We start from the raw sequence: 22,390 nt of genomic DNA, 5'->3' as shown, positions 1-22,390 counted from the left end.
TCAGGCCCGGCCATGCTCATCCATCCATCCGACAACCTTCCGTTCTCTGGCGATCCGCGTAAGGAAGAGCTGCGCCAGCGGCTGATGCGACCGGATGCGCCCAAAGTCATTGCCGTGTCACTGTCGAAGGAGCTGGATCGCGAGCGACGCACGCATCGTCATGCCGCCGGTCAGCTGTTTTGTCTGCGCCAGGGATTGATGACGGTGAACACCTCGTCGGGCATATTTGCTAATCCGCCGCGGCTGGTCGGCTGGATTCCGCCGTGGTTTGACCACGCCCTTGTCGGGCCGGGGCGCGTGCTGGGCTGGACGGTACTGATTGACGAAGCGCTGGCTGCGCCGCTGCCGGATCGGCCGGTGCTGCTCTCCTGCCCGACAGTACTGGAGCCGCTGGCTGAACGGCTGGCGGTGCTGGAGCCTGAACTGTGGAGCAGCGCGCGCTATGCCCGGTTGGGTCAGGTGTTTCTTGATGAACTGTACGAATCCACGCCGCAGGAACTCACCCTGCCGCTGCCGGAAGAGCCACGCCTGCGGCAGATTGCACGCCTGCTGATGGACGATCCGGCTGATACACGCACCGGGCCGGAGCTGGCGCAGTGGGCTGGTCTGAGCGCGCGCAGCCTGAGTCGCCACTGGTCCAGCGCGGTTGGCATGAGCCTGAGTAAATATCGTCAGGTGTCGCGCCTGCTGAAATCGCTGGAAGGGCTGGCGGCAGGCCACAGCGTGCAGCAGGTTGCCTGGCAGGTGGGCTTCGACAGCGTCAGCAGCTATATCAGCGCGTTTCGCGCCGCCTTCGGCTCAACGCCAGGCAAATACTTTACGACGCCAGCCGACTCTGCGAATGCAGCATCAGCAGGCTAGCCGGACCGTCAATCGGTGGCAGGCTGTGCCGGTATTTGCGGCGAAACGCGCCGGGCGGCAGGTCAAACATGCGCCGAAAGGTGCGGCAGTAGGTTTGCTGTGAATCGAAGCCAAACTGCAGCGCAATCTGCATCAGCGACGTATTACTGCTGAGCAGGGTGATGACGGAAGCCGTCAGCTTGCGTTCACGGATATAGGCTCCCAGCGCCACGCCAGTGTAGCTGCGGAACAGCCGCTGCAAATGCCACTGCGAATAACCGGCCCGCCGCGCGACCGTCTCCAGCATGAGCTTTTGTTCAATATTCGCCTCTATCCACATCATCAGCTGATGCATAACGGCTGCGTGAATATCCATCCTCTCCTCCTGATGCCGTGGTGCGACTCAATCTGCGACATTGTAAAAACAGGACGACTGGCTGTGTTTGCGCATAAAGCCAATAAATAGCGATAACTCGCCAATTTACATGCCACTACTCTGGCGGGGAGAACACGCTGTTGCGCCAGCACACATCATGTAATATTTTAAGTTACATGATGGATAAGCCGCCGTTCTTTCCGCTGCGCCAATCGTCACAAAGGAGAAAATCTATGCATGCCTTTTTACTCTCTGACACGGGTGTGTGCCTGGCGATTGCGCTGGCCTCAGCCAGCATCGCGATGACCATGACACAGACCGAACTGTTTGCCGGTTTGCGCGCCTGGACCGCACGCAAACACGCCTTGCTCGGTCATCTGTTTCACTGTTTCTATTGCCTGAGCCATTGGGTGGTGTTTGCCGCGATGCTGATTTACCACCCGACGCTGCTGAACAGCGGTTGGCCGCTGGTCGACTGGATCATGACAGCCTTCATCACGCTGACGCTGACCACGTTTGTCAGCGGTATGATGTTTAAAGTGTTTCAGGCCGCCGTCACCACGCATGTGATGAAGCATGACGCGCAGATCAAATTGCAGAAGCAGGATTAACGGCCGCGCCGGCTAGTCGCTGCAGCGCGGAAAGATGTGCGGATCCAGCCCAAGGCTGGCCATTTTTTGCAGGTAATCGTCGGCGATGTCCGCCACGGTAATCTGGCTGAAGCGCTGCAGCAGTAGCGCTTCGGCTTCACCCAGCGCCTGGTCAAGCCGGGCGTCCACCGCATGTTCCACCAGGCAGGGCGAAGGATCGGCCGTCGGGCCAATGCTGAACAGCGCCGGGGAGCCGATGGCCTGGTACACATCCAGCAGCGTGATATCGCGCAGGTCCGCGCGCAGCTCCCAGCCGCCGCCGTGCCCCTTTTCCGACACCAGATACCCCTTTTCACGCAGCCCTGACATCATACGACGCACCACCACCGGGTTGGTGCCGAGCATTTTTGCCATGGCATCGGAAGTAGCGCGTTTAACGTGACGATCAAGATGAATGAGCGCGTGCAGCGAGCGGGACAGGCGGTTATCGCGTGGCATGGACGTTTCCTCTGAAATTCCCGCTACTGTAGCAAACCACGCTGGCGGCAACAATTTATCCCGGCTGAGGGTGGATAGCGCCCTGACCAGGCATCCGCGTTAATCAGGCTGCCAAATGGGAAAAGGCAGACCGCCACAGTAAAAGAAATTACGGTGAAAAGGCGATTGGGCATCAGTTAATTAATTAATGAACTGAGTGAAAGAAAGGGAATATTTATTTCCCACCAGGAAAGATAACTCCTCCAGGCGGAATAACCACTTCCCTTTTATAATTAATTTAATCTTGTAGGACATAGACTACAAATAATTATTTTATTGTTCTTGATCATACGCAATATATATAATTCAACGAGCGGCTAAAGTTTGACCTGTCATTCACTCATCAGGAAAAGGTTAACTATGGCTCAGGTCGTTGTGGTTGATGACCATCCGATCGCGCGGATGGCCGTTCGTTATTTGCTGGAACAAAATGGACATACAGTGCTGGCCGAAAGCGCCGATGGCCGGGAAGCGGTAACGTTGATTCAGCAGCAGCAGCCGGATATCGTCATCATTGATATCGACCTGCCGTCGCTGGACGGAATTGAAGTGGTTAAGTCATTGCGCGATCAGAGTTTTCCAGGAAAAATCATCGTTATTTCCGGGAAAAATGAAAACGTGTATGCCGTGCAGAGCCTGCGCAGCGGCGCCAATGGCTTTGTCAGTAAAAAAACCGATATGCCAGAGATCGCCACTGCTATTCAGGCGACACAACGTGGTTACGGTTATTTCCCGCTGGGCGGTTTTATGCAGCAAATGGAGCAGGAAAGCACGCAGGCGGAGAAAAAAATGATTGAATCGTTGTCACCACAGGAGTTTCAGGTTTTTCATCACATTATTAAGGGCCTGAATAATATGCGCATCGCGGCGCGGATGGGCGTCAGTAATAAAACCGTCAGCACTTATAAAAGCCGGTTAATGGATAAACTGCACTGCAAAACCATGAGTGATTTATTTGCTTTCGTGCATCGCAATCAAATGGAAGCCTCATGATCCGTCTGCTGATGTTTATCGGACTGGTGCTGTGCTGCAGCCCCACAGTGGCGCAGCCGATGCCACAGCTCTATATTCCGCTGGAGCGGGAACCGCTGGCACCGCTGATACCGCAACTGTCTCAGGACGACTGGCAGGCATTGCGTCAGTTGCCCACGCTGCGCATTGCGCTGTGGGCGCCCGATATTCCGCCTTATCTCACCTTCCTTGATATGTCATCTGAGGAAAAAAACGTGGAAGGCGTATTTGCTGATTACGCCCGGCTGATTAGCCAGGCACTTGGCATGCGGATAGAGATGCTGCGCTATACCGATCGTGACGCGGCGCTGGCCGCTATCGCTGCCGACCAGGCTGATATGCTGTTTAGCAAAGCCGGGAACACTGTGCCTTCCAACGCCCAGCTGGACGCCTCACACAATCTGCTGATCAACCGACCGGTGGTGGTAACCCAGCGCGATCGCGCCATGCAGCCGGTGCCTTATGCAGCGCCAGTCAGACTGGCGGTGGACCAGCACTATCTCAGCGACAGCGTAATCCGGGCGCAATTTCCTCAGGCGCACATCATGCGTTATGCCTCCAGTCGCGTCGCACTGTCGGCGCTGGCGACCGGCGAGGCGGATTACGCGCTCGATAATCTGACCTCCGCCAGCTTTTTAATTGAACGCAACTACCTCAATCAGCTGGCGCTGGCCGACATTCTCGCCCCACGCGCACAGGATGCCAGTCGGCTACTGGTGAGTCAGCGCAGGCCGGTATTGCTGCGTGCCATAAATCGCGTCATCGCGGCGATCCCCGCAGAGCAGCATCGCGCGATCTCACGCCAGTGGACACAGCGCCCGGACATCTGGCGTCTGCAGCAACCGCTGGCACTTACGGCTGCTGAACAGCGCTGGCTACAGCAGCACGGTAGCGTGCGCGTGGGTTTTAATCCGTTTTTTGCGCCACTGGCACTGCTGGATGGGCGTAACCAGTTTCAGGGCATCAGTGCCGAATTGCTGCACCAAATCCACCTGCGCACCGGTATCAATTTTGTCGCCGTGCCGGAGTATCACGAAGACACGCTCCTGATGCAGCTTCAACAGCATAAAATCGACATGGTAGCCGCACTCTCCTATAACGCGCAGTGGCCAGGCCGTTTTACCCAGCCGTGGCTGCACACGCCGTTTGTGCTGATTACTGCCGCTACCGCGGGTGCACCCGCCGCGCTGCACTCGGGCTTACGTATCAGCGTAATGAAAGGCAGCCCGGTCATTGGCTGGCTGCAGCAACACTATCCTGAAGTACAGCTACAGCTGGTGGACAACGCCAGTCTCGGCATGCAGCAAGTGTTGGAAGGCAAAGCCGATGGCATGGTGCATAACCAGCTGGGCGCCGCTTACCTGATCAAACGCTATTTTTCCGGACGGATGCGCATTGCCCAGCGCGTCGGCACCCAGCCCGCTCACATCAGTTTCGCCGTGCACGCTGGCGATCCCGAGCTGCTCAGCATCATGAATAAGGCCCTGAATGAAATATTACCCAGTGATATCTCGCAGCTCACCAGCCGCTGGCAGGGTACGCCCGAGGTGACGGCCAGCAGCTGGCCACTGTATCGCACGCCATTTTATGCGCTGGCGGGCGTGGCAGCCGTCGTCTCCCTCGCCTGCCTGCTCTGGGTGTATCAGCGCGGCCGGGAAATCCGCCGCCGCCGCCGGGCGCAGCGGCAATTGCAGATCGCCCGCGATCGTGCCGATCGTGAAAATCAGGCCAAAAGCCGTTGGGTTGCTACCGTGAGCCATGAGATTCGCAATCCGGTCAACGCGATCATCGGCCTGCTGGCGCTGGAAGCGCGTAAGGCCGGTGCCAGCGAGGCGCTGCTGACTGCATGGCAATCGGCACAGGCATTAAGCGGCCTGGTGGGCGATATTCTGGATATGGCGAAGATTGAGCGCGGGCAGCTGACGCTGGCACCGCAGTGGCATAGCATCGCGACCCTGTGCCAGCCGGTACTGCAGCTCTATCAGGGGCTGGCGCATGAAAAAAACCTTACGCTTACCTATCACACTACGCTGCCTGATCTTGAAGTCTGGGTTGATGCGCCGCGCCTGCGTCAGGTGATCGCCAATTACATCAGCAACGCCATTAAATTCACGCCGCAGGGAAACGTGGCGGTGTATCTCAGCGGTGAGCAAAACGCCACTGGCGAACTGGTGCTGGAAATTGAAGTGCAGGATAGCGGCATTGGCATCAGTGAACACGAGCAGCAACAGCTGTTTCAGCCGTTTGCGCAGACCACAGCCGGTCGTCAGCAAACCGGCTGCGGACTGGGACTGGTGATCAGCGCGCAGCTGCTGCAACAGATGCAGGGCAGCATGCGCCTGCACAGCGAGCCGGGTGAAGGCACCCTGGTTCACGTCACGCTGCCGCTACCGAGTCGCGCACCGCCGCCGGTAACCCTGTGCGCGACTGATGCGCCGCCCGCCGTGCCGGCACTGCATATCCTGGTGGTTGACGATCATCCGGCGAATTGTTTGCTGCTGACCCGTCAGCTGGAAGCGCTGCAGCATCGTGTTACCGCGATCGGCCAGCCTGACCTCGCAGCTGAGATCATCGCAACACAGCAGATTGACGCGGTAATCACCGATTGCCATATGCCGCAGATGGATGGTTTTACGCTGACCAGTGTGTTACGTCGCCGTGGTTATCGTCACAAAATCATCGGACTTACCGGCAGTGCACTGGCTGAGACGCGCGAACGCGGCCTCGCGGCTGGTATGGATGCGTGCCTGTTTAAGCCGCTGCATCCGGATCAGCTTAACGCTGCCCTGGCGCAGCCTGCTGCCCTGCCGGCATTGCTGTCTTTGCCGCAACTGCGCGCCATGGTGCACCACGATGACGATATGGTGGCAAAACTGCTGCTCAGGGTATGCGAAGAGAATCAGCGCGATTTGCAACAGGCCCAGCAGGAACTGGCGCAGCAGCAGTGGCCCGCGCTGGCACGCACGCTGCACCGGCAGGCCGGCGCAGCTCAAATTATCTATGCGGCAGATATCAATCAGCTTTGCCAGCAGCTGGAGCAAGCCTGCGTCGATGCGCACGATGGCGACCTGCTCAGCGTGGGTCTGGCTGGCCTGACTACGCGTATCGAGCAGCTACAGCTGGCCATTGATTGCTGGCTGCCGTTCAATCGTGTTGTAAAGCAATAAACATCCCGCTTACGGCTTCACCAGGCTGCTTTGCCAGGCGTGGAACAGGGTGAGCCAGTTTTGCACCGGCAGATGTTGCTTCTGCCCGGTGCCAAAGCCGTGACCGCCCTGCTGGAACAGATGCAGCTCCACGTTGACCTTGTTCTGCCGCAGGGCGCTGAACATGCCCAGCGCGTTTTGCGGTGAGGCGGTGCCATCGTTCAGCGCCTGCACCAGAAAAGTCGGCGGCGTGTGTGCGCTGACGCGATCTTCCTGCGAAAGCTGCGCCATTTGCTGGGCACTGAGATCTTTTCCGTACAGCGCCGCGCGCGTGCCTGGGTGGGTCACGCCCTGTTTCAGCGACAGCACCGGATAGATGAGGGCGCTGAAATCCGGGCGCGCCGACACCTTATCCTGCGCATCGACGGCCTGATAGTTAGCTTCATCGGGAGTGTTGCTCAGATTGGCGGCGAGAAAGGCACCGGCGGAAAAGCCCATCACGCCAATGCGGTCAGGCGCTACCTGGTACTGCTGCGCATTGGCCCGAATCAGCCGCAGCGCTCGCTGGGTATCGGCAAAAGCCTGCTGGCGATACTGCGCTGAACCGTCGTGTGGCAGACGATAAATTAACACAAATGAAGCGTAGCCCTGCTGGCTAAGCACGTTGGCCACGTCCAGCCCTTCAAGATCTTTCATAATATAAGAAAAACCCCCACCGGGAATGATTAGCACCGCCGCATGATTATTTTTTCCTGTTGCCGGAACATAAATCATTTGTGGCGCATCGACGTGGGTAACAGCCCGGTTATTAATGGCCGGGTTTTTACTAAAATTAATAAATTTATTATTTGCTGACACTTCATCTGGCCAGATCGGAATTTCCTTATTGGCAAACGCGGCCGGAAGATACAGTAAAAAAAACAGGCTAAATATCCGCAACCCTCTCATCGCACTGGCTCCAAATCCTGAATAAAAACAGTAACAAAAGTCAAACTGAGCGGATAAAATCGCTCAGTGACGCTCCGGCTCCCCGCGAGATAATGAAAAAAACGTACTCATCAAAAAATGTCTGTGGAAACGGTAGCAAATAAATATGGCAAAACCTATTCAATATAATATCGGACCAGAAAAAATTAGACTTTTCTCATGTTTACGTTAACAAGACCGTATGTTATAAGTGAATTTTAAACTATAAGAATCTGTGACCATGGGAATTTACTGGATCATAAGTCTTAGCCTGACTTTCGTCGCTATTGTCGAAATCATGTTAAGTAAAAATGAAAACACAGCGCAAATCAGGACGTGGCTTTATTTTGTTGCCGTTGTAGTACTTTTTACTTTTGGCGGTATTCGTGGCCTGGGAACCGGCCTTGATGACTTCCAGTATCGCGACTTCTATGCCCAGTTTATCGATAAAATTATTATCGAAGGTTTCTGGCGTGCGGTCGTGGAATTCCGTTATGAACCAGCCATTTACGCCATTGCCGGCGCGACACGTATCTTTACCGCTAATCCGGACATTTTCATCTTTGTCTTCGCGGTCATCGCTGTTGGTGTCAATGCGCACTACTTCCGTAAGCTGACACCGCTGCCGCTGGTGGCCCTCGCCGTCTACTCTGCGCACCTGTTTATCAACAAAGACATGAACCAGATTCGCTTCGGTTTATGTTCGGCGTTTTTAATGGGCTTCGTCTGGCACATGTCGCGGCGCAGCAAGTCTGGCATGATCACCACCTTCATCCTGTCGTTTATCAGCCACGCCACCGCGATTGTCGCGCTGCTGATTCCGCTGGCGATGATTGTGCGTAAAAACAAATACATCCCGATTGCTATCGTGGTCGCCAGCCTGCCGCTGGCGTTTCTCGGCAGTTCAGCGCTGATCGCCGCGCTCTCCAGCCACCTCGGTGCGCTGGGCGACAGGGCCATGGGCTATGCCGATGCCGATTCTCGCCAGGAACAGGGTATTCTGACCCTGTCGAACCTGAAGAATATCGGCTTCGTCTTTATCTTCAGCTACATGTTGCTGAGCGATAAAATTAAAAATTTCGACCCGGAAAAGTTTAATACCTATTACATTCTGGTGATCACTTTTGCCATCGGCAGTGGCCTGAGGATGGCGCTACAGGATTACGCTTCTGGTGGTCGTCTGGCGAACTATTTGCTGCAGGTTGAGCCGGTGCTTATTTCGCTGTGTATCTGGGAAACCAGAAAGCTGAAGAAGGTACTTGCCGTGGCTGTCACCATTCTGATGGTGCTGTACTATCTCTACTACAACACCGTATCGAGCAAGCAGTCGATTGTCGGCTATGAGGTGTCACGCACCTTCCAGCTGTTCCGTTAGGTCCAGAAATAACGCTAGCCAACTGGTTAGCGTTTTTTCATTAATAAGCCCTTTCTCATCGTCATCCAGGGAAAATCCGAATATTTTACTGGTCCTGAACATTGCTTGCTTTTTATGAGGATTAAAATTCTAATAGATTGCATCTGCTCACGCAGAACACCTGTGATAAGAATATTCCGAAGCAACCATGCAAAGTCTTTCATGGCTTTTCCTGGCACGTCGTCACTCAATGAAAGAATGCTGACATGAACGAAAAAAACAATTTTGACATCGTACGACTTTCCCTCGCCTTTATCGTAATGCTGGTGCATTCCGCTGAGGTGACGAGAAACGCCGATATCCGTTTCCTGGCGCATTTTCTCAATAGTGATTTTGCCGTCAAAGGATTTTTCGCAATAAGTGGTTTTCTTATTGCAAAAAGTTACTTAAGAAGTAAATCGCTGACGTCCTATTTTATTAAGCGCGCACAACGTATATTGCCGGCTTATATTTTCACCATCATCATGTGTTTTGTGATTGGCATGTGTCTTACTACCCTGCCGCTGATGGACTTCCTGAAAAATAAAGAAACCCTTAAATATCTGGTCGCCAACTTCTCGTTTCTTAACTTTATTCAGCCGTCGCTGCCGGGCGTGTTTACCAACAACCCCAATCAGCCGCTGGATGGTTCACTGTGGACCATCAAAGCCGAGCTGACGCTCTACGTGCTGCTGCCCTTTATCGTGCCGTTGCTGAAGCGAAGCCCGCTGAAGGTGTGGAGCGTGATTTTTATTATCTCCTGCGCCTGGTACTTCTACTTCACCGCGCTGTACAGCGGGCCGAAAGCCGATACGCTGGCCAAGCAGTTTATTGCGCTGTCGTCCTACTTCTTCTTTGGCAGCCTGCTGGCGGTGCATCAGCCAACCTTTGACCGTCTGAAAGAGATCACCATTGTGTCGCTGGTGGTGTTCCTGCTGTTCAAGAGCACGGATTACGCGTTTATCGTTGAGCCGGTGGCGTTTTCGGCGGTAGTGATTCTGTTCTGCACCAGCCTGTGTAAAGAGATTAAAATCAGCCAGTACGGCGATCTCTCTTACGGCATGTACCTCTATCACTGGCCGATTATTCAGGTGCTGCAGCATTTCGGTGTGTTCGATGCCAACGCGTTTGCTGGTCTGGGGCTGACAATTGTGATGACACTGGCGCTGGCTTACACCTCGTGGAATTTGCTGGAGAGCCGTTTCCTGAAACGCACCCATCACGCTCAGCCGTCGATTGTGCCGCCCACCGCTGCACGCGACTAAGCGTTAATCATGCAGGCGCACGTCGCGCCTGCACCAAAGCGCCACCGCTCAAATGGTGGCGCCCATCGACAGCTGATAATGCAAATCCACCTGTTCAATGGTGGGCTGCTGGTTAATCTTCTTCAGCACAATTTCCGTTGCCACTTTGCCCATCTCGAAGCGCGGTGTAATCACACTGGCCAGCCGCGGCGTTGTCGCCTGACCAATCTCCAGTCCGTGGAATCCGGCAATCGCCAGCGCCTGCGGCACTGCAATGCCTGCCGCCTGACACTCCTGCAGCACGCCGACCGCCAGATCATCGTTGGTACAGAGAATGGCATCCATCTGCGGATAGAGCTGGCGCGCCAGCGTCATCATGCCGGTGCCAATCGACACCGAAGAGACTTTGTTCGGAACGATGCGTCCGGCCGGCAATCCGGCCGCCGCCACGGCATCGCAATAGCCGGCGTAGCGCTGCTGGTCACGGCGATCGGACATTGAGCCAAAATAAATCACCCGCCGTTTGCCGCTGGCCAGCAGCATCGCGGTCATGTCGTAGCCGGCACGGTAGTTATCAAAGCCGACATTGATGCGCCCGCGCGTCTCGCTCAGTCCCATCACTTCGGCGACCGGAATGGTGGCCGCGTTAAGATACTTTTCCGCGCGCACGGTGTGCACCGACTCGGTCAGAATCAATCCCTGCACGTTAAAAGCCAGCACCGTGGCAATCTGCTCTTCTTCGCGCTGCGGATTGTAGTCGTAGTTGACCACCAGCGTCTGATAGCCGTGGGCGCTGGTGACCGATTCGATACCGGCCAGCAGATCGGCAAAGATTTGATTATTGAATGAGGGGATGAGCACGCCGATGCGCGGCGGATTGTGCCGCGACGCCGCGCTGTTTTCCTGCTCAGCGACATAACCGATTTCGGCCATCACGCTGGCAATTTTTGCCGCCGTTTCCGCCTTCACCTTTTCCGGCGTGCGCAGATAGCGGCTCACCGTCATCTTGGTGACCCCAGCGAGAGTCGCAATATCGTCCAGAGTGATGCGCTGCGTTTTCATTGCGCGGTCCGCAAAGAGAGCCTGTCAATCAACGTATTATGCCCGCTGGCGAGTCAAAAAAGAAACGCTGCTCCGCCGGTCATACCGCTCGTTCGTAGTGCTCAATCACCGCCAGTGCCAGGCCGTTGGCCGGATCGATGCGCTGCGGCAGAAAGTGCAGCGCGGTATGGGCAAAGGTAAACGCCAGCGTGCCGGCCTGTGCCGCCTGCTGTACCGCCTGCACAAACGCCGGTTGCGCATTCCACGGGCCGTCAATGATGATGCTGGCCGGATTGACCAGCTGCATCACCTGGCTCAGCGCATGGCCGAGATAGCGGCCGGTCTGCGCCATCAGCTCATACACAATCTCCGGTTCGCTGTCGCCAGACTGCCAGCGTAAGCCGGGCTTACGTCGGGCCAGCTGCTGCTGGATCGCCGGCAGGCTGACCAGCGTCTCCAGACAACCCTGTCGCCCGCAGCTGCAGCGCGCGCCGTTGGGCTGCACGCTCAGATGACCGATCTCACCGGCGGTCCAGCTGCTGCCGCTGAACACCTCGCCGCGCTCCACCAGTGCGCCGCCCACGCCGTCGGCGATGCGCAGATAGAAGTGGCTTTGCGCTTTATTGAGCTCCAGCTGCTGCACCGCCAGCAGCGCGGCCGCTTTGACGTTATTCATGATGCGCAGCGGCAGCTCAACGCCGCGCCGCAGCGGCGTCAGCACATCGACATCCTGCCAGCCGAGCGGCGCAGAAAAGTGCACCCGCCCGCGCTGAGAATCAATGATGCCGGGAAAACCGATGGCGACGCCCAGCAGCGCCGGATGCGCCGCGCGCAGCGTCTGACACACTTCCGTCAGCTCGTGCAGCAGCCCGTCGGCATCGGCCGTTTCGGTGCGCCAGGTTTGCTCGGCCACCACGCGCGAAAAGTAGTCGCACACGCGCCAGTGAATCGCCTGGCGCTCCACCATGATGCCCGCACTTTTCAGCTGACCCGCGCGCAGTTCGATCTCAATTTTGGGCCGGCCGGCCGCCGCCACGCTGACCGGGCCAAGCTCGTGAATCAGCCCCTGCGCCAGCAGGTCATCGATAATCAGGGAAACGGTGTTTTTGCTCAGGTCGAGCGCCAGCGCCAGATCCTGGCGGGAAGTGATGCGGGTGGTACGCAGCTGCGTCATCACCCGCTTGAGGTTGTTCAGTCGAAGTACCGCTGGTCCTTTCCCGGCTGCTTTCATCGCACCCTCACCTGGCAAAGAGTAATAGGTGTAAGTTTAGCAGCCCGCACCGGCGGTTAATCGCCGGTAAAACCGGGTTTTTACCGCTTCTGCCGCGTATCAGTACTCGTCGCCGCGCACGCGGCTGCGGTAACTTTCCCAGTCAAAACGCACCCACAGGCTATTACCGAGGCGCATGCGATCCATCACCCGTTCGCCAAGCAGCGTATTCATGCCGGCCGGATCGAGGTTGGAGAGCATGCCGGTCGGCCGCTTTGACGACGAACGGCGATCAACAATCTGATTGATGATCACTTTCTCGTAGCGCGATTCGCTCTGCATGCCGATCTCATCGATCACCAGCAGATCGACATGGCTGAGATCCTGCAGCAGCCGCTCTTCGGTCAGGTCGCTGCCGCCGCTGAAGGTGCCTTTCATGCTCGACATCAGATCGGCCACCGTGACAATCAGCACGCTTTTACCGCGCAGAATCAGATCGTTACCAATCGCCGCCGCCAGATGGTTTTTGCCAGTGCCAGGACGACCAGAAAACACGAAGCTGGCGATGCTGTTCTCAAAGCCGGCGGCGTATTCACGCGCCAGACTGAGCGCCTTGCGCTGGCCGTCATTTTCGACGCGGTAGTTGTCGAACGAGCAGTTCATGTGCAACTCACGGATGCCGGAGCGGCCCATGATGCGCTGCATCTTCATGGCGCGGTTTTCGCGCACAATCGCTTCTGAGCGCAGCCGGCCCTGCTCCTGATTCCACGCCAGCAGCTCGGCGCCGTTTTTAAACTTTGGCTGCACATCCGCGGGCATAATTTTTTTCAGGCGACTGAAAAGATCGTTCGGCGTTTTCATTACTCACCTCGGAATCCATCGGGAATATCATAATCAGTATTGCTGATCTGGGTGATATCGCGCTTTGGCTGACCGCCGTTGGCGGCGCGGTTCATCTGCACGCTGCGCGCCAGTTTCTGCTGCCACTGTACATGGTGAAACAGCCGGCCCTCTGCCTGCCAGTAGGCGACGAAAGCCGCCAGCTCTGCGGCGGTCACCGGCTCGCTCAGCGCCACGCCCCAGATCGCTGCCTGGCGCTGGAAGTCGCTGTCCGGCTGCCAGCCCGAATACATGGCGAACTTGCCCACCGGCACGGCGACCGGCGCGGCGTCGCTGTGAAACAGGCTGTCGTCCAGCGTGACATCATTCGGCTGCTGCGCCGCCGCTTCCAGCGCCAGCAGGTGCGCGAGACGCTGCGGCGTGATCGCGTAAAACGCCGGAACATTATTGTGCAGCACCGCCAGCGTGCCGTTATCGGCCTGCTGCAGCGTGGTGAGGGGATTGTGGCAAAAGCCGTCCAGCCCCACCAGCGTTGAAGATAAGATTTTGACTGACATGAAGAAACCTGACGTTGACTCACCCGGTGCACCGGCGACCCGGTGCTAAGCGGTCAGTGTACCTGTTTTAGCACCGGGGATCGCCATAAAACCGCGCGGATTTAGCGCGAGGCGAAGTGCGGTTCAGCCGCCTCAATGCTGACCGCGCGACGGCTGGCGCGTGCCGTTGCCAGCGCCGGGCGGGTTTGCCACAGATAGCGCAGCGATGCCACCAGACACAGGCTGTAGCCAAACAGCTCGCTGCCCTCTTCCGCCATGTTCTTCACCACGCGGTTATAGCCATCCAGCATCAGTTGCTGCCACAGCTCATGCATGCCAAACAGCCGCGAGAACACCAGCACCGCCAGCAGCCCGGCGGCCATCATTTGCCAGCTGCGATGCTGCAGCAGTGCCGCCAGGCCCGGCAGGATTTGCCGCGGCTGACGCAGCGCCATCGCCAGCGAGGCCGCGGTCGCTGCCAGCGCAAACCACAGCCATGCGCCGTGCTGCACCACGTCGAACAGAAAATCCATTTCACGAATCAGCATGCAGCTGAAGAAGCCACCGACCAGAATCAGCGCGCTGCGCTGCTGCGGTCGCTGCCAGGCGGCGAGGAAGAACAGTGCGGCAATGGCCGCCAGCATCAGCTCCTGTGTCGCTTCGGTGAAAGAGGTTTCGTGCAGTGCATCGTTCATCCAGTTGACGTCGATGTAGACCATCGCCATACAGAAGACCAGCACCAATCCACTGATGATAAAGGCCGCCAGTTCGCGGCTAATAAGAATAATGTTTTCGCGCATTGTGATACCAAATCAGAAAATAATTAGCGCGCTTATTATATTTCCGCTGGCTGGCACCACTTCTCATTTCATGCCGCTTCAGAAGCTGGCGCTGACGCCGAGGTTGTAAATGAACTGTTCGCCGCTGCTAACCGCGCCGGTCTGGGCGAAGGAGGCGAACGCCGCCATGTTCTGGCCGAGCGGCAGACGGGCACCGACGCTGACATCCATCCAGTTCGTTTCCCGATTCATCTCTTCCGGCCGATCGCGTGGCGCGGCCGTGCCGTCGAAGCTGAGCTGATGGCTGTAACTCACCTGTGCCCACGGCGATATCCAGCCAAAACTGGAATCTACGCGCCAGCCCAGTGAAGCGATGTGTTCGGCGTTATTACGATCAACCGGCGCGCAGGCGGCGCAGCTCAGGGTGGAATCATCGACGGCAAACTGCGCCACCGGACCGGTGCGCAGGCGGTCATTCATCGGCAGGTTCCAGCCTGCCGAGTAGCGGTTCACCAGCGGCGAGTTGCCGACGCTGGCCGTTTCGCTGTGCAGCGCCATGCCGCCGCCGGGCGGATTGAGCGCGGCATCAAGCAGATCGCTGTCGCGGTTTTCTGTCAACATCAGATGATTACTGGAAATTTTTTCGGCAAGTATCGCATTGTAATCCGGCGCGCTGCTCTCGCTGGCCTGATCCCAGGCGTGCGCCGGCAGGGCCGCCACCAGTAGCCACCCACCGCTAAAGGCCAGCGCAAGGAGACACTGGCCGGTCCGCTGACTGTTCTGCCACATGAAAGACTCCTGACGAGCCGGAAGGGATCGGGTTGGCCTTGAAATTGATGATGATCCTGAAGCGCTCACGCAGTTGCAGCGCGAACGTCCATGACGTTATTATCGGCACCCATTGATTAACTATTAATCGATTCTTTCAAACGTCAAGCGACTGACCGCTTTTTCCTCATGCTTAGGGAGTGATGCAATGCAGCGATGTGGCTGGGTAACACAGGATGCGCTTTATCTGGCGTACCACGACACGGAATGGGGCGTGCCGCAGACCGATAAGCGCGCCTTATTTGAGATGCTGTGTCTGGAGGGGCAACAGGCTGGCCTGTCATGGATCACCGTGCTGAAAAAGCGCGAGAACTATCGCCAGGCGTTTCATGATTTTGATCCGCAGGCGGTGGCGCTGATGGATGAGGCCGATCTGCTGCGCCTGCTGCAGAACAGCGGTTTGATCCGCCATCGCGGCAAGCTGGAAGCCATCATCAATAATGCCAAAGCACTGCTGGCGCTGGAGGCCACCGGCGAAGACTTTTCCCGCTTTATCTGGTCATTTGTCGATAACCAGCCGATTTTGCACCATTACGCGGATTATAAGCTGGCGCCAACCACCTCCGAACCGGCCATTGCGCTGTCTAAAGCGCTTAAGAAGCGTGGTTTTAAATTCGTCGGGCCTACAACCTGCCACTCTTTTTTACAGGCCTGCGGGCTGATAAACGATCATCAAACCAGCTGTTTCTGCCATCCCGATAATCTTTAAGGCAAAAGTTTACAAATTAAGACTGCGCCTCACGAATTTCCCCATCATTGAACGGCATAATAGTGCCGTTTTGGGGCGTTTTCCCCGTTTCCGTATGAGGGACTTTTTCATGAAAAAGCGTGTACTGGCGCTGGCCTTGTTAATGAGCGGCAGCGTGGCGCTGTCGGGTTGTACCACCAATCCTTATACCGGCGAATCGCAGGCCGGGAAATCGGGCATCGGCGCGGGTCTGGGCGCGGTGCTGGGCGCTGGCGTGGGCGTGCTCTCTTCGTCGAAGAAAGATCGCGGTAAAGGTGCGCTGATTGGCGCAGCGTCCGGTGCGGCACTGGGCGGCGGCGTCGGCTATTACATGGATGTGCAGGAAGCCAAACTGCGCGACAAGATGCGCGGCACCGGCGTCAGCGTAACGCGTCAGGGCGATAACATCGTACTGAACATGCCGAACAACGTGACTTTTGACTCCAGCAGCGCCAACCTGAAACCGGCCGGCGCAAATACGCTGACCGGCGTGGCGATGGTGCTGAAAGAGTATCCGAAAACCGCCGTCAATGTGGTCGGCTTTACCGACAGCACCGGCACGCGCGCGCTGAACATGCGCCTGTCGCAGCAGCGTGCAGAAAGCGTCGCCAGCGCGCTGATCGTGCAGGGCGTGGCGCAGAACCGCCTGCGCACCCAGGGCATGGGCCCGGATAACCCGGTCGCCAGCAACAGCACCGAAGCCGGTAAAGCACAAAACCGTCGCGTCGAAATTACCCTGAGTCCGCTGGGCTAAGGCACAGGCCGGTCTGCCGCTGCAGGCCGGCTACGCGTTTTTACGCGCTTATTGACGCGCAAAGCAGCAGATAACGCGTAAACGTCGCCGGACGATAGAGCCAGCGATGACTTTATGCTAGCGTGATCAAAATTTGATCAGTGGAAAGCCATCATGTCACTCAAAGCTATCGCCTCCGCCCTTGGCCTCTCTGTGACCACCGTGAGCCGCGCGCTGAATGGGTTTGATGATGTCGCCGCTGCTACCCGCAAACGCATCGAAGAGGAAGCCGACCGGCGCGGTTATCGCCCGAATGCCGCCGCGCGCCGCCTGAAGACCGGCCGTGCCAATGCGGTCGGGCTGGTCTTTCCGGTCAGCAATGCCTCACTCAACGACAGCTACTACAGTGAAATGCTGCTGACGCTCGATCAGCGCCTTGCCCTGCACGAGATCGATCTGCTGTTGCTCCCCGACAAACCGCAGGATCAGCAGCGCAATTTGCTGCGCATGCTGCGCAGCGGCGTGCTGGACGCGCTGATTGTCACCCATACCACGCCGCAGGATGTACGATTGCAGCGCCTGCAGCAGAAGGGTTTTCGCTTTCTTACGCTGGGGCGCAGTCAGCTGCCGCAGCCTTACGCCTGGTTTGATTATGATAACCATGCCGGAACGCTACTGGCGGCGCAGCACTGCCAGCAGCAGGGCTATACGCGCATCGCCTATCTCGGCGGTAACGAGCCCAGCACCTACATTCTTGACCGCCGGCAGGGGTTTATCGACGCGCTGCCCGCCACGCCCTGCGCGCAGCAGGCTGGCTGGATGGCCGCGCTGCCGCCCTCGCGCCGCGCGGGCTATCAGCAAACCCGCGCCTGGCTGGCGCACGTTATCCAGCCTGACGCCATCATTACCGACTGCAGCCCGCTCGGTGAAGGCGCAGCGATTGCCCTGCAGCAGGCCGGGCGTCTGAGCGGCGCGCAGGCAATTCCCCTTTACGTGTACGATGGTCTGCCGCACGACTCGATTATCACGCAACCGGTCAACGCGATTCTGCAATCATCACAGCAGCGGATTGGCGAACGCGTCGCCGAAATGGTGCTGCAGCTGCTGGAAGGCGCGCCGCCCGCGCAGTTACAGACGCTGTGGCAGCCAATGCTGCGCCTCACTTCTGACGCACAGTGATTGCGCGGGTGCCGCGCTGTGATAGTCTTCGCCTGATGCAATTAATCAGGTGTATGTGATGAAAACCAGGCCGCCACGAGCCACAATCAGTGACGTTGCCCGCACGGCAAAAACCGGTAAAACCAGCGTTTCCCGCTATCTGAATGGCGAAGTTCATCTGCTTTCGCCGGATCTGAAAGCCCGTATCGAACAGGCGATTGCCGACCTCAACTACCGCCCCAGCCAGATGGCGCGCGGACTCAAACGCGGCCGCACCCGGCTGATAGGCCTGATCATTGCCGATATCACCAACCCCTACTCGGTGGATGTGCTGAGCGGCATTGAAGCCGCGTGCCGCGCGCGCGGCTTCACGCTGCTGATGTGTAACACCAACAACGAAGTGGATCTCGAACAGCACTACCTGCAGCTGCTCAGCAGCTATCAGGTGGAAGGCATTGTGGTGAATGCGGTCGGGATGCATGAAGAGGTGCTCAACCGTCTGCAGCAGTCGATGCTGCCAATGGTGCTGATTGACCGCAAAATTCCCGACTTCGCCTGCGACGTGGTCGGGCTCAACAACCCGGAGGCCGCCCGCATCGCCACCCGGCATCTGCTGGATAACGGCTATGAAGCGCTGCTGTTTCTCAGTGAACCGCTCGGCAGCGTCAATACCCGCCGCGAACGTCTCGCCGCCTTCTTTGATATCATCAGCGGCGCGCCACAGGTGGTGGCAGAGAATGCCGAAGTGGTGTTGCATCAGCCGGCACAGCTGGAACAGGTGCTGCAGGCGTTTCATCAGCGCCATCCGGGCAAACGCTGCGCGGTGATGGCGGCCAACGGTGCGCTGACGTTACAGGTGGCGCGGGCGTTACAGCGCCTGACGCTGCGCTGGGGCGAGAGCATTGGCCTGCTGGGCTTCGACGAACTGGAGTGGGCGGCGCTGGCCGGCGTCGGTATCACCACGCTGAAGCAGCCCACCTGGCAGATCGGCTATGCCGCGCTGGAGCAGGTGATCGCGCGTATCGAAGGCAGCGAACAGCCGATCCGCGAGCAGGTTTTCTCCGGTGAACTGATTGTGCGCGGCTCCAGCCAGCCGCTGCGCTAATCCCGCTTTTAACGGCTCACTTCGTGAGCAGGATCATAATTCCGCACTCTGCTACTTTCCTTTGGAACCGGTTCCATTAAGCTTTTTACAGCACATTAACGTGCTGTCCGGCGCAAAACGGTGCGGCGGGCAGTACAGCGAGACAGGCTGGAGGAAAGATGTCGAAAGCGGAAATTATTGTGGTCACGGCTGCCTACGGCGCGCACAAGGTGGCAGAACTGGGCGGCCAGGCAGCGCTGCTGCCGCTGATTAAAGCGGCCGGTGCCGATGGCGTCGAGATCCGCCGCGAGCTGTTCAGCGACGACGAATTGTGCCAGCTGCATACGCTTAGCGACGCGCTGCGCCAGCATCAGCTCAGCGTCAGCTATTCAGTGCCGGAAGCGCTGTGGCAGGCGGATGGTGCGCTCAATCCACGTCTGGCGCAGTTCCTGCAGGAAGCTGAGCTGCTGGGCGCTCAGCGCCTCAAGCTGGCGCTGGGTCACTATGTCTCGCTGGCCGATCGCCAGCTGGTTGAAGTGCTGGCCGGCTCGCACGTCACGCTGGTGGTGGAGAACGATCAGACGCCCGACAGCAAACTCACGCCGATGCTGCACTTCTTCCATCACGCCTGCGATGCCGCGCTGCCGCTGGATATGACTTTCGACATGGGCAACTGGCGCTGGACCGGCGAAGACGCCCTGCAGGCAGCGGCGCAGCTCAGTCGCTACGTGAGCTACATTCATGTTAAGGCGGCGGTGCCGCACGGTGACAGCTTCCGCGCCATTGCGCTGGATGACGCCGACGACAGCTGGCGCACGCTATTGCAGGCGCTGCCGGCCGATGCACCGCGCGGTATTGAGTTCCCATTAGCCGGCTCAGATTTACTGGCGGTGACCCGCCACTACGTCGATCTGCTGCGCGCGGTGTAAGGAGTTGAGCATGACACACACCTCTCAGCTGGATGTCGTCACCATTGGTGAGGCGATGGCGATGTTTATTGCCGGGCAAACCGGCGATCTCGCCGCAGCCGATCAGTTCACGAAGCGCATTGCCGGTGCCGAACTTAACGTGGCGATTGGTCTGGCGCGCCTCGGTTTGCAGGTGGGCTGGGTCAGCCGCGTCGGCGACGACAGCTTCGGCCGTTTTACACTGCAGCAACTGGCGAAAGAGCATGTCGACCATCGCTGCGTGACCATTGATAACCGCTATCGCACCGGTTTTCAGCTCAAAGCGCGCGTGGACGATGGCTCCGATCCGGAAGTGGAGTATTTCCGTAAAGGCTCCGCCGCCAGCCACCTGTCACCGGATGATTTCGACGAAAGCTATTTCGGCAGCGCGCGCCATCTGCATCTGAGCGGCGTGGCCGCCGCGCTTTCCGATAGTTCGCTGGCGCTGGCTAAACACGCGGCGAAAGAGATGCGCGCCCGCGGCAAAACCATCTCCTTTGATCCGAACCTGCGTCCGGTGCTGTGGCGCAGTGAAGAAGAGATGCGTAAGCAGCTGAATTTGCTGGCAGAATACGCCGACTGGGTGCTGCCAGGTGAAAAAGAGGGGCTGATTCTGACCGGCTACCGTCAGCCTGAAGCGATCGCGGATTTCTACCTCGACAAAGGCGTGCGGGCGGTGGTGATCAAAACCGGCAGCGACGGCGCCTGGTATAAAACCGCCGCGGGCGAACAGGGCCAGATTGCGCCGATTCACGTGGAGAACGTAGTGGATACCGTCGGCGCGGGCGATGGCTTTGCGGTCGGGCTGATCAGCGCGCTGCTGGAAGGGAAATCGCTGCCGCAGGCGATTCTGCGCGGTAACAAAATTGGTTCGCTGGCGATTCAGGTTGCCGGTGACAGCGAAGGTCTGCCGACGCGCGCAGCGCTCGGCGATTATTAAACAAACGCACGGACCCGTAGCGGCGCAATTTATTGCGCACATGCAGGACGCAACGTCAACAACGCGCGATGAATCGCGCCGCTACGATGCCGTGCCAATACGCTAAAACTGTCTCTACACCCTAATTTCGAGACGCATCCACAGAATGCGCCCGCCTCAACCAGAGGAGTCACCCATGAAATCGCAGACAATCGCGCCAAAACGCTGGTGGTATATCATGCCCATCGTGTTTATCACCTACAGTCTGGCGTATCTGGACCGGGCGAACTTTAGCTTCGCCTCTGCCGCAGGGATAAATGAGGATCTCGGCATCACCAAAGGCATGTCATCGCTGCTCGGTGCCCTGTTCTTCCTTGGCTACTTCTTCTTCCAGATCCCCGGCGCGGTCTATGCCGAGCGCCGCAGCGTAAAAAAACTGATTTTCTGGTGTCTGATTCTGTGGGGCGGCTGTGCCTCGCTGACCGGCATCGTCAGCAATATTCCGATGCTGGCAGCGATTCGCTTTGTGCTCGGCGTGGTGGAAGCGGCGGTGATGCCGGCGATGCTGATTTACATCAGCAACTGGTTTACCAAATCCGAGCGTTCACGCGCCAACACCTTCCTGATCCTCGGTAACCCGGTGACGGTGCTGTGGATGTCGGTGGTGTCGGGCTATCTGATCAACTCCTTTGGCTGGCGCGAGATGTTCATCATTGAGGGCTTTCCGGCGGTGATCTGGGCGATTGCCTGGTGGTTCCTGGTGCAGGACAAACCGGCCCAGGCTAAATGGATGAGCGACGAGGAAAAAGCGGCGCTGCAGGCACAGCTGCAGAAGGAGCAGGAGAACATTAAAGCGGTGCGCAACTACAGCGAAGCCTTCCGCAACCGCAACGTGATCCTGCTGTGCCTGCAATATTTTGCCTGGAGCATTGGCGTGTACGGTTTCGTACTGTGGCTGCCGTCGATTCTGCGTAACGGCACGCAGATGGGCATGGTTGAAGCGGGCTGGCTGTCGGCGGTGCCGTATCTGGTGGCGACCATCGCCATGCTGGTGGTGTCGTGGGCGTCGGACAAGACGCAAAACCGTAAGCTGTTTGTCTGGCCGCTGCTGCTGATTGGCGCGCTGGCGTTCCTCGGCTCGTGGATGGTGGGTTCCAGCAACTTCTGGCTGTCGTATGCGCTGCTGGTGATTGCCGGCGGTGCGATGTACGCCCCCTACGGCCCGTTCTTCGCCATCATTCCGGAGATGCTGCCGCGCAACGTTTCCGGCGGTGCCATGGCGCTGATTAACAGTATGGGCGCACTGGGTTCCTTCATCGGTTCATGGATCGTAGGCTATCTTAATGGGGCGACCGGCAGTCCTGCCGCCTCCTACATCTTTATGGGTGCTGCGCTACTGGCGTCGGTGTGGCTGACGCTGATTGTTAAACCGGCGGCCAACAAAACGCCGCCGCCGATTCACGGGGCGAAGCACGCCTGAAAGCG

At 57.9% G+C, this 22,390-nt stretch carries 23 protein-coding genes; 13 read left to right on the top strand and 10 right to left on the bottom strand.

Translation table 11 applies throughout. The features are described 5' to 3' along the window. The first annotated feature begins 12 nt into the window (after positions 1-12). Complete coding sequence (locus C1Y43_RS20525) at positions 13-861, top strand: AraC family transcriptional regulator (protein WP_058775596.1); 849 nt, start codon at positions 13-15, stop codon at positions 859-861. Here C1Y43_RS20525 and C1Y43_RS20520 read toward each other — a convergent pair. Continuing rightward, positions 818-1,216, bottom strand: coding sequence for a helix-turn-helix domain-containing protein (locus C1Y43_RS20520; protein WP_104189533.1), 399 nt, complete (start codon positions 1,214-1,216; stop codon positions 818-820). The two genes, C1Y43_RS20525 and C1Y43_RS20520, sit on opposite strands and share 44 nt — an antisense overlap. 233 nt (positions 1,217-1,449) lie before the next feature. On the opposite strand from C1Y43_RS20520, the gene C1Y43_RS20515 reads away from it, so the two are divergent. Beyond that, positions 1,450-1,827: a hypothetical protein gene (locus C1Y43_RS20515; RefSeq protein ID WP_021506874.1), complete on the top strand. Its 378-nt coding sequence runs from the start codon at positions 1,450-1,452 to the stop codon at positions 1,825-1,827. Between the two features lie 12 nt (positions 1,828-1,839). On the opposite strand, the gene C1Y43_RS20510 is transcribed toward C1Y43_RS20515, so the two are convergent. Further along, positions 1,840-2,304, bottom strand: coding sequence for an Rrf2 family transcriptional regulator (locus C1Y43_RS20510; protein WP_104189531.1), 465 nt, complete (start codon positions 2,302-2,304; stop codon positions 1,840-1,842). A gap of 363 nt (positions 2,305-2,667) precedes the next feature. Here C1Y43_RS20510 and C1Y43_RS20505 point away from each other — a divergent pair, with 363 nt between their 5' ends. After that, entirely contained in the window at positions 2,668-3,336 is a 669-nt protein-coding gene (locus C1Y43_RS20505) for a response regulator (RefSeq protein ID WP_233209872.1), read from the top strand. After that, complete coding sequence (locus C1Y43_RS20500) at positions 3,333-6,521, top strand: transporter substrate-binding domain-containing protein (protein ID WP_104189527.1); 3,189 nt, start codon at positions 3,333-3,335, stop codon at positions 6,519-6,521. The genes C1Y43_RS20505 and C1Y43_RS20500 overlap by 4 nt, the downstream gene beginning before the upstream one ends. Before the next feature lie 9 nt (positions 6,522-6,530). Here C1Y43_RS20500 and C1Y43_RS20495 read toward each other — a convergent pair whose 3' ends face one another. Next, positions 6,531-7,274, bottom strand: a complete 744-nt coding sequence (locus C1Y43_RS20495) for an alpha/beta hydrolase (protein WP_312023511.1) — start codon at positions 7,272-7,274, stop codon at positions 6,531-6,533. Positions 7,275-7,764: 490 nt separating this feature from the next. Here C1Y43_RS20495 and C1Y43_RS20490 point away from each other — a divergent pair, with 490 nt between their 5' ends. After that, a complete protein-coding gene (locus C1Y43_RS20490; protein ID WP_223815726.1) occupies positions 7,765-8,841 on the top strand; it encodes an EpsG family protein in 1,077 nt (358 codons plus the stop codon). A 26-nt stretch (positions 8,842-8,867) separates the two neighbouring features. Here the strand turns inward: C1Y43_RS20490 and C1Y43_RS24000 are convergent, their stop codons facing one another. Continuing rightward, positions 8,868-9,197, bottom strand: a complete 330-nt coding sequence (locus tag C1Y43_RS24000; RefSeq protein ID WP_164861029.1) for a hypothetical protein — start codon at positions 9,195-9,197, stop codon at positions 8,868-8,870. Between C1Y43_RS24000 and C1Y43_RS20485 the strand changes: the two genes are divergently transcribed. After that, positions 9,087-10,124: an acyltransferase gene (locus C1Y43_RS20485; RefSeq protein ID WP_058758174.1), complete on the top strand. Its 1,038-nt coding sequence runs from the start codon at positions 9,087-9,089 to the stop codon at positions 10,122-10,124. The two genes, C1Y43_RS24000 and C1Y43_RS20485, sit on opposite strands and share 111 nt — an antisense overlap. A 48-nt stretch (positions 10,125-10,172) precedes the next feature. Here the strand turns inward: C1Y43_RS20485 and C1Y43_RS20480 are convergent, their stop codons facing one another. The 6 genes from C1Y43_RS20480 to C1Y43_RS20455 form a co-directional block, all read right to left on the bottom strand. After that, positions 10,173-11,165, bottom strand: a complete 993-nt coding sequence (locus C1Y43_RS20480; protein WP_104189525.1) for a LacI family DNA-binding transcriptional regulator — start codon at positions 11,163-11,165, stop codon at positions 10,173-10,175. Between the two features lie 79 nt (positions 11,166-11,244). Beyond that, on the bottom strand, positions 11,245-12,375 hold the full coding sequence (locus C1Y43_RS20475) for an ROK family protein (protein WP_021506882.1): 1,131 nt from the start codon (positions 12,373-12,375) through the stop codon (positions 11,245-11,247). Positions 12,376-12,474: 99 nt separating this feature from the next. Further along, positions 12,475-13,215 (bottom strand): DNA replication protein DnaC, encoded by a 741-nt coding sequence (gene dnaC, locus C1Y43_RS20470; RefSeq protein ID WP_021506883.1) that lies wholly within the window; start codon positions 13,213-13,215, stop codon positions 12,475-12,477. Next, positions 13,215-13,751: a primosomal protein DnaT gene (gene dnaT, locus C1Y43_RS20465; RefSeq protein WP_104189523.1), complete on the bottom strand. Its 537-nt coding sequence runs from the start codon at positions 13,749-13,751 to the stop codon at positions 13,215-13,217. The genes dnaC and dnaT overlap by 1 nt, the downstream gene beginning before the upstream one ends. Positions 13,752-13,852: 101 nt before the next feature. After that, positions 13,853-14,530, bottom strand: coding sequence for a hypothetical protein (locus tag C1Y43_RS20460; protein ID WP_104189521.1), 678 nt, complete (start codon positions 14,528-14,530; stop codon positions 13,853-13,855). Positions 14,531-14,608: 78 nt separating this feature from the next. Continuing rightward, positions 14,609-15,298, bottom strand: coding sequence for an autotransporter domain-containing protein (locus tag C1Y43_RS20455; protein WP_104189520.1), 690 nt, complete (start codon positions 15,296-15,298; stop codon positions 14,609-14,611). 187 nt (positions 15,299-15,485) lie between these two features. Here C1Y43_RS20455 and C1Y43_RS20450 point away from each other — a divergent pair, with 187 nt between their 5' ends. The 7 genes from C1Y43_RS20450 (at position 15,486) to C1Y43_RS20420 (ending at position 22,385) form a co-directional block, all read left to right on the top strand. Next, entirely contained in the window at positions 15,486-16,046 is a 561-nt protein-coding gene (locus C1Y43_RS20450; protein ID WP_104189518.1) for a DNA-3-methyladenine glycosylase I, read from the top strand. Between the two features lie 109 nt (positions 16,047-16,155). After that, positions 16,156-16,818, top strand: coding sequence for an OmpA family lipoprotein (locus tag C1Y43_RS20445; protein ID WP_021506888.1), 663 nt, complete (start codon positions 16,156-16,158; stop codon positions 16,816-16,818). Between the two features lie 153 nt (positions 16,819-16,971). Next, positions 16,972-17,976, top strand: a complete 1,005-nt coding sequence (locus tag C1Y43_RS20440; RefSeq protein WP_104189516.1) for a LacI family DNA-binding transcriptional regulator — start codon at positions 16,972-16,974, stop codon at positions 17,974-17,976. A 58-nt stretch (positions 17,977-18,034) separates the two neighbouring features. Then, complete coding sequence (locus C1Y43_RS20435; protein WP_104189514.1) at positions 18,035-19,060, top strand: LacI family DNA-binding transcriptional regulator; 1,026 nt, start codon at positions 18,035-18,037, stop codon at positions 19,058-19,060. A 158-nt stretch (positions 19,061-19,218) separates the two neighbouring features. Next, entirely contained in the window at positions 19,219-19,968 is a 750-nt protein-coding gene (locus C1Y43_RS20430; protein WP_104189512.1) for a sugar phosphate isomerase/epimerase, read from the top strand. A gap of 10 nt (positions 19,969-19,978) precedes the next feature. Beyond that, a complete protein-coding gene (locus C1Y43_RS20425; protein ID WP_058758183.1) occupies positions 19,979-20,926 on the top strand; it encodes a sugar kinase in 948 nt (315 codons plus the stop codon). A gap of 175 nt (positions 20,927-21,101) precedes the next feature. Further along, complete coding sequence (locus C1Y43_RS20420; protein ID WP_104189510.1) at positions 21,102-22,385, top strand: MFS transporter; 1,284 nt, start codon at positions 21,102-21,104, stop codon at positions 22,383-22,385. The last annotated feature ends 5 nt before the right edge of the window (positions 22,386-22,390 follow it).

It is taken from the genome of Pantoea sp. ICBG 828, from assembly GCF_002928355.1.
GTDB classification, from domain to species: Bacteria; Pseudomonadota; Gammaproteobacteria; order Enterobacterales; family Enterobacteriaceae; genus Pantoea; species Pantoea dispersa.
This window is presented reverse-complemented; position numbering and strand designations above follow the sequence as displayed.

What these genes read in the sequence shown, in the direction of transcription:
- C1Y43_RS20525 (WP_058775596.1), top strand. Translation starts at nt 13, where the DNA reads ATGCTCATCCATCCATCCGACAACCTTCCGTTCTCTGGCGATCCGCGT.
- C1Y43_RS20520 (WP_104189533.1), bottom strand. Translation starts at nt 1,216, where the DNA reads ATGGATATTCACGCAGCCGTTATGCATCAGCTGATGATGTGGATAGAG.
- C1Y43_RS20515 (WP_021506874.1), top strand. Translation starts at nt 1,450, where the DNA reads ATGCATGCCTTTTTACTCTCTGACACGGGTGTGTGCCTGGCGATTGCG.
- C1Y43_RS20510 (WP_104189531.1), bottom strand. Translation starts at nt 2,304, where the DNA reads ATGCCACGCGATAACCGCCTGTCCCGCTCGCTGCACGCGCTCATTCAT.
- C1Y43_RS20500 (WP_104189527.1), top strand. Translation starts at nt 3,333, where the DNA reads ATGATCCGTCTGCTGATGTTTATCGGACTGGTGCTGTGCTGCAGCCCC.
- C1Y43_RS20495 (WP_312023511.1), bottom strand. Translation starts at nt 7,274, where the DNA reads ATGATTTATGTTCCGGCAACAGGAAAAAATAATCATGCGGCGGTGCTA.
- C1Y43_RS20490 (WP_223815726.1), top strand. Translation starts at nt 7,765, where the DNA reads ATGTTAAGTAAAAATGAAAACACAGCGCAAATCAGGACGTGGCTTTAT.
- C1Y43_RS20485 (WP_058758174.1), top strand. Translation starts at nt 9,087, where the DNA reads ATGAACGAAAAAAACAATTTTGACATCGTACGACTTTCCCTCGCCTTT.
- C1Y43_RS24000 (WP_164861029.1), bottom strand. Translation starts at nt 9,197, where the DNA reads ATGCGCCAGGAAACGGATATCGGCGTTTCTCGTCACCTCAGCGGAATG.
- C1Y43_RS20480 (WP_104189525.1), bottom strand. Translation starts at nt 11,165, where the DNA reads ATGAAAACGCAGCGCATCACTCTGGACGATATTGCGACTCTCGCTGGG.
- C1Y43_RS20475 (WP_021506882.1), bottom strand. Translation starts at nt 12,375, where the DNA reads ATGAAAGCAGCCGGGAAAGGACCAGCGGTACTTCGACTGAACAACCTC.
- dnaC (WP_021506883.1), bottom strand. Translation starts at nt 13,215, where the DNA reads ATGAAAACGCCGAACGATCTTTTCAGTCGCCTGAAAAAAATTATGCCC.
- dnaT (WP_104189523.1), bottom strand. Translation starts at nt 13,751, where the DNA reads ATGTCAGTCAAAATCTTATCTTCAACGCTGGTGGGGCTGGACGGCTTT.
- C1Y43_RS20460 (WP_104189521.1), bottom strand. Translation starts at nt 14,530, where the DNA reads ATGCGCGAAAACATTATTCTTATTAGCCGCGAACTGGCGGCCTTTATC.
- C1Y43_RS20455 (WP_104189520.1), bottom strand. Translation starts at nt 15,298, where the DNA reads ATGTGGCAGAACAGTCAGCGGACCGGCCAGTGTCTCCTTGCGCTGGCC.
- C1Y43_RS20450 (WP_104189518.1), top strand. Translation starts at nt 15,486, where the DNA reads ATGCAGCGATGTGGCTGGGTAACACAGGATGCGCTTTATCTGGCGTAC.
- C1Y43_RS20445 (WP_021506888.1), top strand. Translation starts at nt 16,156, where the DNA reads ATGAAAAAGCGTGTACTGGCGCTGGCCTTGTTAATGAGCGGCAGCGTG.
- C1Y43_RS20440 (WP_104189516.1), top strand. Translation starts at nt 16,972, where the DNA reads ATGTCACTCAAAGCTATCGCCTCCGCCCTTGGCCTCTCTGTGACCACC.
- C1Y43_RS20435 (WP_104189514.1), top strand. Translation starts at nt 18,035, where the DNA reads ATGAAAACCAGGCCGCCACGAGCCACAATCAGTGACGTTGCCCGCACG.
- C1Y43_RS20430 (WP_104189512.1), top strand. Translation starts at nt 19,219, where the DNA reads ATGTCGAAAGCGGAAATTATTGTGGTCACGGCTGCCTACGGCGCGCAC.
- C1Y43_RS20425 (WP_058758183.1), top strand. Translation starts at nt 19,979, where the DNA reads ATGACACACACCTCTCAGCTGGATGTCGTCACCATTGGTGAGGCGATG.
- C1Y43_RS20420 (WP_104189510.1), top strand. Translation starts at nt 21,102, where the DNA reads ATGAAATCGCAGACAATCGCGCCAAAACGCTGGTGGTATATCATGCCC.